Below are 12,617 nucleotides of genomic sequence, written 5' to 3'. Positions count from 1 at the left end.
CACCAAATGCGCAATTTTTTTAACTAGAGTGGATAATACATCGCCACATTGCAGCGCTCATAACGTGCGCCATAAGTCTGCATAATATGCGCATCATGCACAAAACCATTCTTCTCATAGAGATGAATAGCGGGAGCACATTTTTCATTCGTCAAAAGATAAAGACACTCCATCTTCATTGATTTTGCGCGTTCAATAGTTGCCTGCAATAGTTTCTCACCAATTTTCAATCCGCGCGCATTCTCGGTCACGCCCATTTTGGTGAGTTCAAAAACACCTTCCTCTATTTTGATGAGTGCGCATGTTCCTATGACGCCTAATTCTGGTGTCTTGGCAAAAAGGATGATACCGCCGCGATCAATGATGAGTTTTCTTGGGTTTTCAATAATGTCCCTGTCTGCTTGTTCCAGTTTAAACATCTCAGAGACCCAGTGCGCGGTAATATCATAGAAGTCTTGAGCAAGTTCATCACTGAAATCAACAATCTCAACTTTGGAAGCATGAGTCATTTGCATCACGCGATCCTCTAATGATGCGATGGATAGATTTTGTTCAAGACGGGATAGAGCGTCTAGCAGGCTTGTGGGTGAAGAACCTTTAGGGAAGGCGCTGGCTTGCTTTGCAGCCTCTTGAATATGGGGCCACAGATTGTTTCGGATATCTTCAAGCACAGCTTCGCCTTTGCTGGTGAGCTCTATCCATTTAACGCGTTGGTCTTTTTCATCAGGTCTTGTTGTGGCAAGACCTGCCTGAACAATGGTGTTCATTGTTCGCGTCACGGCTGGTTGGCTAACCCCCAGCGCATCAACAGCTTGGGCAACAGTTAGCGCCCCGTGCATATCCAGAGCTTTAAGCATTGGAAACTGACTTGGTTGAATATCGTAGCCATGTGCTTCGTGTAGTTTGGCAGCGTCAGCTTGCAGCCGCTCTGCTAGGCGTTTTAGGCGGCTTCCAAGTGCGAGATAACCTGCATCCTCTAAAATATCTTTCGCCATAATAGCTTCCCCAAATTAGCGCACAAATTAAATATAACATGTTATGTATATTCGCAAGGCCTATTTATAGTGAGTAGACATTCAGCTCGACTTATTCGTTGTGAAGGCGGGAGGTTTGTAAGAGAGAGTGTAGGCGCGCATTGCCCTCGACACCAAACTCAGCTGAGTAACGTTCAATACATTTAGGGTGTAGGGCGGTACGTCCAGGCCATTCCCATCGTCGAAATTGGGTGTTGTTGGCGAGGAGAACACCATTGATGGCTTCAGCTTGATCTATCCATTTTCCTTTTACTGGAAAGCTTGCGCCTAAATCTACAGACGGCCCATTTTTAAAATGGATAGTATAATTGAGGTGGCTCATTTCCTCGTCAATATAATTGCAGCCAAGTTCCACATAAGATGCATCGGCAAAAAATTGCGTTTTGGGCCTCACCCACGGCAATATATTCGCCTGTTTCACGCCATCAGGCATGATCAAGGTATGCGCCTGAAATTCCAAATACATAAAGGTCGCCGAAGCGAGCGATAATAAAATTGCCTGCCATTCTATAAAGCTGGTGAGTTTGTTGAAGAAATTTTTTACATACCCATCAACGCTAAGAGGTGTTTGTTTAAAGTCAGTATTTGTTTTCTTCAAAAAGTGCCTTGCGACAATGCCGTTAAAAGGGTCCAAAAGTAAGCGACTGAAAATGCTTTTCTGCAATTTGGGCTTCGCTGTGACTAGAATGCTAGGCACAGATAGGCAGATAAAGACCCAAGCGAGCATTCCTAAAATGAGCGCGGGACCAAAATTATAATCAAATAAAATTGCTGGGGTTTTTTGTGCGTGATTTAGGGCGGCGGTTTTAGATAATTCAACCATGAATGGCCAAAGAAATACAACGCCAATATAGACACCAGAAAAAGCTAAAAACACAACAAGCCATGTCAGCATTTCATATGCCTGCGGCGTGTCAGTTTCTTCCATTACGTAGTTTATAACTGGGGAGGGTACACCTTTTCGGGAAAGCGTGTGCTTGATCTCAGTGTCTGATTTTTTGAGGCGAAGGGCCATATTCTGTCCCTATGTGGCCTCATCAGGTGAGGGTGGTCTGTCTTCTTGAGGTTGAGATGTGATCTCTTCTCTGGCAGGGCGCGCCATATATACGCGTGCAGCTCCATAGCTTTTTTCGTGAAGCACTTGGAAGTCTGGAAATTTTGGTGCTGGGTCGTCTTTGGATACTTCAGCAACGATAATTGCATCATCCGTCAACCAATCGCCTTTGACCAGTTCACGAATAGCTGGATCTACTAGATCATAGCCATAGGGCGGGTCCATAAATGCAATACTGAATTTCTCTCCAGCTCCTGCGGGACGCTTACCAAGGTCGACAGCAGAACGTCTATGAATACGGGTTGTCCCGAATTGGCTGAATTTTTCGATATTTTCGCGAATAACGCCACGTGCTTTTACATGGGTTTCTACAAATAAACAGTAGCTCGCGCCACGCGAAAGCGCTTCAAAGCCCAACGCACCAGACCCAGCATAAAGATCAATCACGCGCGCATTCTCTATAGGGGGAGCCCAATCTGCGTGTGCTAATATGTTGAACATGGCTTCGCGTGCACGATCGGATGTAGGACGCGTATCGCGCCCTTCAGGGGTAATGATCGAACGACCTTTTAGTTTTCCGCTTACAATTCTCATAAGAAATGCGTTAGCACTGACAGATATGATTTGTGAATGGCTTAAATGAAGATGAGGCTGCCAAAATGACGTTTATGGCGCGTGCGATGCAATTAGCGAAGGAAGCAGCAGACAATGGCGAAGTGCCAGTGGGCGCAGTTATTGTCGATCCTTCAACTGGTGAAATCGTTGGAGAAGGCCAAAACATGCCTATTGGCAAACATGATCCCACTGCGCATGCCGAGATTATTGCGATACGGGCTGCGTGTGCTTCTGTTGAAAATTATAGGCTGCCAAGTCTTGAATTATACGTAACGCTCGAGCCATGCGCTATGTGTGCGGGGGCGATTAGTTTTTCGCGAATTGGTAAAGTTATCTTCGCCGCCGAAGATATAAAGGGGGGAGCAATCAAGAATGGTCCTAAATTTTTCGAACAACCTACCTGTCATTGGCGACCAGAATGGGCGCAAGATGAAGTGAATGCAAAAGAGGCAGGTGATATTCTCAAAGCGTTTTTTAGAATGCGCCGAAAGAAAAATTAAAACTCAGAATAAACCCAAACCACGCAACAAAAATATTCCGCCAATAAGTGTAACTAGCCAACGCATATAACGTTTGAAGTTGTTGTCATTCATGCGTTCTAGCACAAGGCCACCAAGCCATGTGCCGAGCAGGGACAGGGGCAAAGCAGCGAGCATCAGCCAGAGAGGAGGCAGTGAGCTGACGCCAGCCACCTTGAGAGCAGGACCGGTCCAGAACGCGATTTTTATGAGGTGCGCGCATGCTTGTGTTGTGGATTTGTTGGCGACAATCCCCTGACGCGTTAATTCTGAACGGACAAAAAACAAGTCCAATACTGGCCCAGCAACACCGGCAAGCGTGTTTAGACCTATGACTAGAAAGCCAGCCAATATACAGTCCAACCTTCTCAAAATATCAGCGTAAAACAAACGCTTAGGGAGCCATATCAATAAGGGCATCATCCCGAGTAAGAAATAAAGCATCTGCTTGTTAGGTGTCCATGAGATAAATGCCAGACACACAACAGCACATCCGCCCCCAATGGAATAATTCCCAATTATCCTCCAATTAATATGATCTCGCAGCAAATAGGCACGCCATGCATTGCTAAAGAACTGAAGTACACCATGAATAATCATAGCTTGAGGAATTGTCGTCACAGCGACCAATAAACCCATTAAAATCAAGCCGCCAGCCATCCCAAAAATACCTGAGATGAAGGCGCTGATAAGTGTTGTGATGAGGATGAGCAGGGCTATTGGTAGGGACATGCTACCCTTTAGCTATATTCGTGCTTGCTTGGCTAGGTGTGTGTGCTCTGTATGTGCTAACTTGCTGCGTGTTGCCTGTTGGATCTCTGCTTGAGTTGTGGTCCGTATTCTGATAAATCCTCACCCCTTATTGTCATTTTGACAGTGACAAATTGAAAAATTGGAGAAGCCTATGCCGGAGCGTCGCGAGACGGGCCGTAAGCCCACAAAGAAATCCCCTAATCCTCAAAAAGGAAAAAAGTCCGAAGCCCGACCAGCAGACTGGTCTCAAGGAGAGCGGATTGCGAAATGGCTCGCTGCCGCAGGCGTATGTTCACGCCGTGAAGCTGAGCGTTTGATTGAGGAAGGTCTAGTTGCTGTAAATGGGCAGGTACTTGAAAGTGCAGCCTTCAAAGTGACAGGCGCTGAAAAGATCACTGTTGAAGGTCAACGTGTCGGTGGTCCAGATAAAACACGCCTATGGCGTTTCCATAAGCCCAAAGGTTTAGTGACAACAAACTCGGACCCAGAAGGGCGTCCAACTGTGTTTGAAATCCTACCTAAAAACTTGCCACGCGTCATGACGATTGGACGTCTTGACTTAAATACTGAAGGTTTGCTGCTGCTCACAAATGATGGTGAATTGGCGCGAACATTAGAATTGCCTACAACGGGATTGAAGCGCTGTTATCGTGCGCGGGCGTATGGAAAGATTACTCAGCCCGAATTGGATAAACTCCAAGAGGGTGTGATGTTCGAAGGTGTTGTCTATCGTTCTATTGTTGCAACTTTGGATAAAACCAAAGGTGATAACAACTGGATAGATATGGTTCTAACGGAAGGAAAAAAACGCGAAGCCCGTCGTGCGTTGGAAAGTGTTGGGCTGATCGTCAACCGTTTGATCCGTGTATCCTATGGGCCGTTTGAATTAGGGGATTTAGCTGAAGGTGGCGTAGCGGAAATTCCAGCGGGTGAATTGCTTGCTGAATTTGGTGACAGTATTTCCCGCAAGCGTCGTCCTGATCCCGCGCGTTTGCCGCAATCTTACTCTGAGGCTGACACGGTCAGACGTCGTGCCAAATCGCGAACGGGAGAAGATGGTAAAAGCACTGACAAACTGGCTAAAGATAAACGTTTGGATGGCAAAACCAGCCGGACAGATAAAACAATGGTTACGGATAAGTTGCGTGGCGGGAAACCGGGACTTCTTGCTAAACGCGGAAAGCATCGGTATGCGGCGCTACGTGAAGGGGCAGAGGCATCTGAAGAACGAGACTATAGCAAACCAGCCAAGCCTGGCGAAGCTAAACGCCCGTCAAGTATGAAGCGCAGAGGTGTCGCTGGGAAAAGTGCGAGTGAGAATGAAGGTTTCTGGGTGACTGAGCCGGATGGAACACGCAAGGAATTACCTCAACACCCTAAAACCTCTGGTTCGCGACGTGATCGTGCGCGGGCAAAGGGTAAGGTCGCGCATGCGCCTAAAGAAGATGTTCTGCGTCCACGTTCTTTAGCAGAACGCCGTGAAGAGAAGAAGAGTGAGGATACACCGCGTGGGGATGGTGGTTTGCCATGGAATGAGCGCGTTGGTGCATCAAAATCTCGTGGTCGGCCGGCGGGTGTAAGGCCAGCGCCTAAGCGGGGTGGGTCTAGCTCTAAGACGGACAAATTAAAGGGTAAAAAGTCTGGTCCCCCGAGAGGCCGCAGATAGAAGAAAAAAGGCTCTTACACTTTCGATGTGAGAGCCTTTTTTTAATTTTGCTATCCGCGCCCTTTGGCGCGCCAACCAATATCTCTACGGTAGAAGCCTTCGGGCCAGTCTATTTGATCGACTGCTTTGTAGGCGTTTTCAATCGCGTGGGTAACTGTGTCCGCCATTGCTGTAACACCTAATACGCGCCCACCATTGGCAATGATGTCGCCATTGCGTTCAGCTGTACCAGCGTGAAAGACAACAACCCCTTCATTGGAAGCTTCAGCCTCTTCTAACCCACGAATGACAGAGCCTTTTTCATAAGAAGCAGGGTAGCCTTCTGTAGCCATTACGACACAAACGGCTGCGTCTTCAAATCTTTCAGGGCGTTTGCAGTCAGAGAGGTTGTAGCCGGTTGCGCACGCAAGCATTAGCGGCAAGATTTCACCTTTTAGGCGGGCCATAATGACCTGACATTCAGGATCACCAAATCGGCAATTATATTCAACAACGCGAGGATTGCCTTCTGGCGAAATCATAAGTCCCACAAACAACACACCCGTATATGGAATGCCCATATCGCGCATGCCTTTGATCGTTGGGTTGACGATTTCTTCCATGACGCGCTCTTGCATAGCGCTATCTAGGCAAGGCGCAGGAGAATAGGCACCCATGCCGCCTGTGTTCACGCCTGTATCACCTTCGCCGACGCGTTTATGGTCCTGTGCGCCTGCAAGCGGAACGGCAGAGTGGCCATCTGTTAGGACAAAGAAAGAAGCTTCTTCACCTTCCATAAATTCTTCGATGACGAGTTCAGCAGAGGACTCTCCAAATTGTCCGCTAAGCATATCATCAATTGATTTTTCAGCTTCTTCGCGTGTCTCAGCGATGACGACGCCTTTACCTGCGGCAAGACCATCAGCTTTGAGGACATATGGTGCTGAAAAATTATCAAGGAATGCTTTGGCTTTGTCAGCTTCAGTGAAGCGACCATATGCAGCCGTTGGAACACCGCAGGCTTTCATTAGGTCTTTAGAAAAACCCTTTGAACTTTCAAGTTGAGCCGCTGCTTTAGAGGGACCAAATACTGGAATGTCTGCCATTCTTAATTGGTCCGATAATCCCATTGCCAAGGGCACTTCTGGGCCGACAATAACAAGATGAGGCCGCTCATCTTTGGCCAGACGGACTTGGCCTTCAATGTCTTCCGCTTTGATGGGAATACACCGCGCAACATTGGCCATTCCGGGATTGCCCGGGGCGCAAACGATTGATGTGACTTTCGGGCTTTTAGAAAGCCGCCAAGCTAACGCATGTTCGCGGCCACCGCCGCCGACGATAAGTATTTTCATGGGAAAAAGTCATTGGCGCTTGAAGCGCGTGTCGTCAAGGCATGTTTTGAATTTGATAACAGTCTGAAGGCAAGTTGTTTGGAGAATGTGTCTTATATGACGAGAAATTATATTGAAATTCAGGCTTATACTGTGAAGATGGATTTTAGGGTGGTTAAAATCCATCCTGTGACGTAAAATGTAGATGTTGAGCAATAAATCTGGTGGACGGAATTATGAGTGCAAAACAAACCGATCAAAATATCACAAAGAGTGGTATTTCGGGCATTTGGTCCGGTCGCTATTGGTATAATAAAGCGGATTTCTATATTCCAACGACAGTCGGTTTTTCTGCCAATCTCTATGAAAACAATTGGGATATTACGGGACAGACTTTGGAGCCAAATACGTTTGTGCTTTCTGAACTTGAGGAATTGTCTGCAATAGTATCTGGAGGCAGATCTGAGTCTCTCGTGCAGTTTGTTAAAAAATATGAAGATGTTCCCGAGCTAATGGATTATGATATTCTCTATTCAGGTGAAGTGAATGAGAGCAATGATCGCATTGTTGGGAATTGGTCCATTTTGATGGATTTGACCTCTTCAACGGGTGGCTTTGAGCTGAACCGTATCTCTACAATCGCATCTTTAAAGCGATCTTCAGCAATTGAGCTGTGAATAGGGTGAATCTGGGTTTGACCCATAGGCCTGCATTCTTTATTTAAGACATATGTCAGACCTTTTTGATCCACCTAATAATAAATCGTCAGCCGATACACCCCAATCCAATGCACCAGAAATGTCTGTGTCGGAATTGTCTAACCGACTAAAGAGGACGGTTGAGGATGCCTATTCATATGTGCGTGTGCGCGGTGAATTAGGGCGGGTAACGCGGGCGAAATCAGGCCATTTATATGTGGACCTGAAAGACGATAAAGCCGTTTTAAATACGATTATGTGGAGCGGACAAGTTTCTAAATTGCCGTTCAAGCCAGAAGAAGGGCTTGAGGTGATTGCGGAAGGAAAATTGTCGACCTATCCGGGGCGGTCCAATTATCAAATGATTGCTGATTCGATGCGGCCTGCGGGTGTGGGTGCGTTGATGCAATTGCTTGAGGAGCGAAAGAAAAAGTTAGCGGCTGAGGGGCTGTTTAATCCCGAGCATAAAAAAGAATTACCTTTTCTGCCGCTTGTAATTGGTGTGGTTACTAGCCCAACTGGGGCTGTTATTCGTGATATTTTACACCGCGTGGAAGAACGCTTCCCAACCCATATTTATGTGTGGCCTGCTTTAGTGCAGGGAGAGCATGCGGCAGAACAAGTGGCGGCAGGGATTCGCGGGTTTAATGCGATTAGCCCGCTTGCGCGAAAATATACACGGCCAGACCTAATTATTGTTGCGCGCGGAGGAGGGTCGGTTGAGGATTTATGGCCTTTCAATGATGAATTGATTGTGCGCGCTGTGTTTGAAAGTGACATACCTGTTATCTCTGCTGTTGGGCATGAGACTGACACGACATTGATTGATTTCGTGTCTGATAAACGTGCGCCGACGCCGACTGGTGCCGCTGAAATTGCTTTGCCAGTACGTTCTGAATTGATGACACGCGTTGAAAGGCTGGGGCTGGCTGCGAGGCGTGGGTTGCGGCGCGGCTTGGATAGCCAGAAAGTCGAGTTGAGAGCCGTGGCAGGGCGTATGCCACGTGCGGAAAGCTTGGTGCAAGGGCCTCGACAACGGCTTGATTATGCAGGTGAAAAACTAGATTTAGGTTTAAAAAGTGTCGTCGATAGATTACGGCGGCGTTTAGATCGGGCAGCAGCAGGATTGCAACCGATGATGTTGCAGCGTGAGGTTGTTCGACGGCGTACGGCGGTGAATACTTTACATATGCGGGCGAGCTTTGCTTTGCGGCGGGATGCTGGAGATCGCTCAAAGACATTGCTGAGTTTATATGGTCGGTTTCTGGCGCGTGATCCACGCCATACAATGTCTAAGCGCTATGATTTGGTTGAAAAAACTTTTGAACGTGCAACCAGTGCGATGCAAAGAGTGATCACCAAAAAGTACGAAAACTTCGAAACAATTACCCGTTTACTTTCAACGGTTTCGCATGAAAATATTTTGGCGCGGGGCTTTGTACTCGTACAACGTATGAATGGTGAATTGGTGCGGAATGCTGCGGGTGTGGGGTCTGGTGAGCGGTTGCGTTTGCAGTTTATAGATGATGAGGTGCGGGTGACGAGTGATACATTGGCACCTGTTGAAGCGCCGCGAATTGTTGGGCGGCCACCTGAGCCTCAACCTAAAACTTTAGGCGGAATTGCGAGTGTGCCGCAGAAACGAGTCCCGAAAAAACCTCCTGAAAATGGTGGGTCTGGCGGACAGGGTAATTTATTTTAGTACGTTGAAATATAAGTATAATATGTCCCAATCTTATGGGCGAATAAGGAAATGAACATGGTCTCTTCTGGTCTCCCCGGAGAAGCAAAGATCAAATATCTGGATGCAGATTTTGAAATTTTAAAAATGGGTCAGTTTGTAATCTGTGCAGTCACAAATGAGCAGATTTCACTTGAGGATTTGAAATACTGGAGTGTTGATCTTCAGGAGCCATATGTGGATGCTGTTGCAGCGGTAAAGCGTTGGAAAGAAAAGCAAAAATCATAAGGGTGTCGATTTGTTTCACCCGTTACATGCCTAAATAGCAAAGCGAGAACCGGTTTGACTGACCTTAAAAGCCTTTCCATTATTGCAAGTGTGGCAGCGTTTAGTTTCGCTTTGGCATGTGCGCCGGTTTCAGATGCAGATGTCGCGCAGCCGCCAACAGAAAGCGCGGCCCAAGACACGCCGGCGCAACATGTGGATGGGGCGACGCAAACGGTTGAAAATGATGCTGATGCACCCAGCGCGCTAGAGCAGAGCTATGTGCCTGCTCCCGTGGTGGAGGAGGTGTTCTTGCCACCTGATGGTGAGGAGGATGCGATCTCGGTGCCCGCTGTTGAGGATGTGCAGGCGCAATGCTCACCATCTGCCAAGCAAGGCGGCCTTATTGTGTGTAAATTGCCCGTGGGTGCTGTCGTAAAATTGGATGGTAAGGAAGTGGCGATTGTAGATGAAAGCCAAATCGCGACGATCGGTTTGAAACAAGATGCATCTACACCTGCGAAAATTTCTTGGAGCCAAAATGGTATATCTCATGCCGGATTTGAAATTCCTGTTTCCCCGCGAAAAGATGATTATCGGGAATTGACGGGACTTGATTGCGATAAGGTGGATGCGCGCTCGGAAGAGCAAAAAGCGCATGCGTCTCGTTCGTGGGTGAAGAAGGTTGCCGCTTTCGCCAATTTAAATGCGCCGACAACCCACGAGATTGCATTTTTAAAACCTGCGGATGGTCCATATTCCAGCCCGTTTGGGCCGACCCGAAAATATACGGGTGTATCCAAAGTGACGGGAGAAGCTTGTAATTCCACCAGCGTGCATCGCGGGCTTGATATGGCTGTGCCAGTTGGAACAGATTTAATCGCGCCAATGGGGGGCACAGTGGTGCTGGCTGATCCTGACCTTTATTATGAAGGCGGCACGATTTTCCTCGATCATGGCTATGGTTTGGTGTCGGTGTTTTTGCACTTATCTCAAGTCGATGTGCAGGCAGGGCAGGTCGTAAAAACGGGCGAGCGTATGGGCGCAACGGGGAATACTGGCCGCACAACAGGCCCGCATCTGCATTGGGCTGTAAAATGGCGCAATACGGCACGCGAGGACCGCGATGGTGATTTTTATATTGATCCGGCTATCGTGTTGGAATTGGGTGATTTAGACCTGAATTAAAGAGGGTTTTTGTGAATAAAACTGTCCCAGATACGGCGCTAAATCCACGTGATTTTATCGAGACGATTGAGCATGACGTTAGGCGGGCGGACGCATATATTCTGCTTGAATTTTTAACGCGCATATCTGGCTATGAGCCAGTGATGTGGGGCAAGACGCTGATCGGCTTTGGCCAATATCATTATAAATATGATAGTGGGCGCGAAGGGGATAGTTTGCGTATTGGGTTTTCTCCGCGCAAAGCAAATCTGGTAGTGTATATCATGCCCGGATATTTTGATTTTTCAGACGAGTTGGCAAAATTGGGCAAACATAAGCTTGGGAAATCTTGCTTATATATCAATAAATTAGCAGATATTGATATGGATGTGCTGGAAGATATTTGCCGCCAAAGCCTTGATATTATGGCGAAAAAATACCCGCTCTAACAGAGCGTCCAAATATTAAAGATCACAACTTATCCAACACACATGCGCTTTGGGATATATTCGTTTTATCGGATATGATTTTGAAAGAGGGGCGAGAAGTTCGGCCAGCCCAGCCAAACTTCTCGCTTGTCGATGAAGGTAGTTATGACACACACCTCAACATCTCCCCGATGATACCAAATGTAATCGTCTGACCCCTCGGACAATTACACGTAATCACCAATGCTGACAGGCGAACGCATAGGGGCGCTAGGCTGTCGGCGTGGTGGCATGTTGTGGAAATTGGAGGCAGTTGTAAATAGAAAATATTTATCAAAGTGCAAAAAGTCAGAAATTTTTGCTGTTTTTGACCGAAATTAGGGCGCGTCCGTGTCGTCCTGATCGGCAAACAAGCAAAACTTTCGCGTTGACGCTGGGAGAGGTTTTGAAAAACAACCATTAGTGCGATGCGTCATTCTGAACGATGTGGGGGGCTAAGTTAAATAAGGCCTTATTCCTACATGACGTGCGTGTGTTTGACATGGTTCCAGTCTTTGGGGGATTCTCCATAGAGGCGTTTAAATTCTCGACTGAATTGAGAGGGACTAACATAGCCCACATCTATGGCGGCTTGGCTGATATTCATGCCGCTTGCTATCTTCATTGCAGCGCTGTTTAGACGCATGGATTTGAGAAATTGGAGGGGCGACATTGCGGTCGCGTGTTTGAATTTACGGTGGAAGACGGCGCGGCTCATTCCGGCTCTTTCGGCCATTTCTTCAATGTCTATATTTTGGTCGAGGCGTGAGGATATAAACTCGATTGTACGGGCGATTTCATTGCCAACGCCAAAGGCGCGCCTTGCCGCATTTCCGGCGTCACCCTTTAGGATGGCATAGTATAATTCACGCAGGCGGCTGCGGCCAAGTATTGCGGTATCTTCGGGGCTATCAGTTAATTGCAATAGTCTCAAAAGTGCATCTGTGAATTGGGCGTCCCAGTGTGAGAGCGTTAAGCTGGGAGGCAAGGCAGCGCTAGATTTGGGGCGTCTGAGTGTGCCTGATGTGCGCTCTAACTCCATGGTGAGCTCGGTCATGATTTTTGTATCGAGAGATATGTAGACGCCCAATAAGGGATTTGTTTTTGAGGCATTAGGTGTGCCAGCTTCAACGGGCATGGTGATTGGGCAGCACATGTATTGATTGGCGTCATAGACATAGTGTTGACCATCCAAAATGGCTTCTTTCTCGCCGCTTAGAATGGCGATCGCCGCAGGTTCATAGATCGCAGGTGCGCAGCGCATTGAGTCGGTGACGCGAAATAACTGCACGCCTTGTATGCCAGTCTCGATGAGGCCGGATTGGTCAGTTTTGCGTTCTATTAGCTGTTTTATATATTGCTTGCTCATGGCTTAGAGATATAGCCG

General features: G+C 47.5%; 13 protein-coding genes. 7 read left to right on the top strand and 6 right to left on the bottom strand.

Annotation, left to right across the window (positions count from 1 at the left end; all coding sequences use genetic code 11):
* Window positions 1-23: 23 nt before the first annotated feature.
* The 3 genes from ACFQS8_RS05735 to rsmD all read right to left on the bottom strand — a co-directional run bounded on the left by ACFQS8_RS05735 (window position 24) and on the right by rsmD (window position 2,682).
* Window positions 24-995, bottom strand: coding sequence for a bifunctional helix-turn-helix transcriptional regulator/GNAT family N-acetyltransferase (locus ACFQS8_RS05735; protein ID WP_382166302.1), 972 nt, complete (start codon window positions 993-995; stop codon window positions 24-26).
* 91 nt (window positions 996-1,086) lie between these two features.
* Window positions 1,087-2,049, bottom strand: a complete 963-nt coding sequence (locus ACFQS8_RS05730; RefSeq protein WP_382166301.1) for a hypothetical protein — start codon at window positions 2,047-2,049, stop codon at window positions 1,087-1,089.
* 9 nt (window positions 2,050-2,058) lie between these two features.
* Entirely contained in the window at window positions 2,059-2,682 is a 624-nt protein-coding gene (gene rsmD, locus ACFQS8_RS05725; RefSeq protein ID WP_382166300.1) for a 16S rRNA (guanine(966)-N(2))-methyltransferase RsmD, read from the bottom strand.
* A gap of 65 nt (window positions 2,683-2,747) precedes the next feature.
* Between rsmD and tadA the strand changes: the two genes are divergently transcribed.
* Window positions 2,748-3,203, top strand: coding sequence for a tRNA adenosine(34) deaminase TadA (gene tadA / locus ACFQS8_RS05720; protein ID WP_382166592.1), 456 nt, complete (start codon window positions 2,748-2,750; stop codon window positions 3,201-3,203).
* 3 nt (window positions 3,204-3,206) lie between these two features.
* Here the strand turns inward: tadA and ACFQS8_RS05715 are convergent, their stop codons facing one another.
* Window positions 3,207-3,953 carry a TSUP family transporter gene (locus tag ACFQS8_RS05715; RefSeq protein ID WP_382166299.1) on the bottom strand — a complete coding sequence of 249 codons (747 nt, stop codon included), beginning with the start codon at window positions 3,951-3,953 and terminating at the stop codon, window positions 3,207-3,209.
* Window positions 3,954-4,125: 172 nt separating this feature from the next.
* Between ACFQS8_RS05715 and ACFQS8_RS05710 the strand changes: the two genes are divergently transcribed.
* Window positions 4,126-5,640 (top strand): pseudouridine synthase, encoded by a 1,515-nt coding sequence (locus ACFQS8_RS05710; RefSeq protein ID WP_382166298.1) that lies wholly within the window; start codon window positions 4,126-4,128, stop codon window positions 5,638-5,640.
* Window positions 5,641-5,690: 50 nt separating this feature from the next.
* On the opposite strand, the gene purD is transcribed toward ACFQS8_RS05710, so the two are convergent.
* Complete coding sequence (purD, locus tag ACFQS8_RS05705; protein WP_382166297.1) at window positions 5,691-6,974, bottom strand: phosphoribosylamine--glycine ligase; 1,284 nt, start codon at window positions 6,972-6,974, stop codon at window positions 5,691-5,693.
* Window positions 6,975-7,189: 215 nt separating this feature from the next.
* On the opposite strand from purD, the gene ACFQS8_RS05700 reads away from it, so the two are divergent.
* Genes ACFQS8_RS05700 through ACFQS8_RS05680 form a run of 5 tightly spaced genes read left to right on the top strand, consistent with a single transcriptional unit; the run spans window position 7,190 to window position 11,212 of the window.
* On the top strand, window positions 7,190-7,630 hold the full coding sequence (locus tag ACFQS8_RS05700; RefSeq protein WP_382166296.1) for a hypothetical protein: 441 nt from the start codon (window positions 7,190-7,192) through the stop codon (window positions 7,628-7,630).
* A 52-nt stretch (window positions 7,631-7,682) separates the two neighbouring features.
* Window positions 7,683-9,353 (top strand): exodeoxyribonuclease VII large subunit, encoded by a 1,671-nt coding sequence (gene xseA, locus ACFQS8_RS05695; RefSeq protein WP_382166295.1) that lies wholly within the window; start codon window positions 7,683-7,685, stop codon window positions 9,351-9,353.
* Window positions 9,354-9,410: 57 nt separating this feature from the next.
* Window positions 9,411-9,620, top strand: a complete 210-nt coding sequence (locus ACFQS8_RS05690) for a DUF2093 domain-containing protein (protein ID WP_382166294.1) — start codon at window positions 9,411-9,413, stop codon at window positions 9,618-9,620.
* Between the two features lie 54 nt (window positions 9,621-9,674).
* Window positions 9,675-10,784 carry a M23 family metallopeptidase gene (locus ACFQS8_RS05685; protein WP_382166293.1) on the top strand — a complete coding sequence of 370 codons (1,110 nt, stop codon included), beginning with the start codon at window positions 9,675-9,677 and terminating at the stop codon, window positions 10,782-10,784.
* An 11-nt stretch (window positions 10,785-10,795) separates the two neighbouring features.
* Complete coding sequence (locus tag ACFQS8_RS05680; RefSeq protein WP_382166292.1) at window positions 10,796-11,212, top strand: DUF1801 domain-containing protein; 417 nt, start codon at window positions 10,796-10,798, stop codon at window positions 11,210-11,212.
* Window positions 11,213-11,708: 496 nt separating this feature from the next.
* On the opposite strand, the gene ACFQS8_RS05675 is transcribed toward ACFQS8_RS05680, so the two are convergent.
* Entirely contained in the window at window positions 11,709-12,599 is an 891-nt protein-coding gene (locus ACFQS8_RS05675; protein ID WP_382166291.1) for an AraC family transcriptional regulator, read from the bottom strand.
* Window positions 12,600-12,617 lie beyond the last annotated feature (18 nt).

It is taken from the genome of Hirschia litorea (assembly GCF_042665075.1).
Taxonomy (GTDB): Bacteria; Pseudomonadota; Alphaproteobacteria; order Caulobacterales; family Hyphomonadaceae; genus Hirschia; species Hirschia litorea.
The sequence above is the reverse complement of the archived record's forward strand: the minus strand, read 5'-3'. Positions and strand labels throughout refer to the sequence as shown.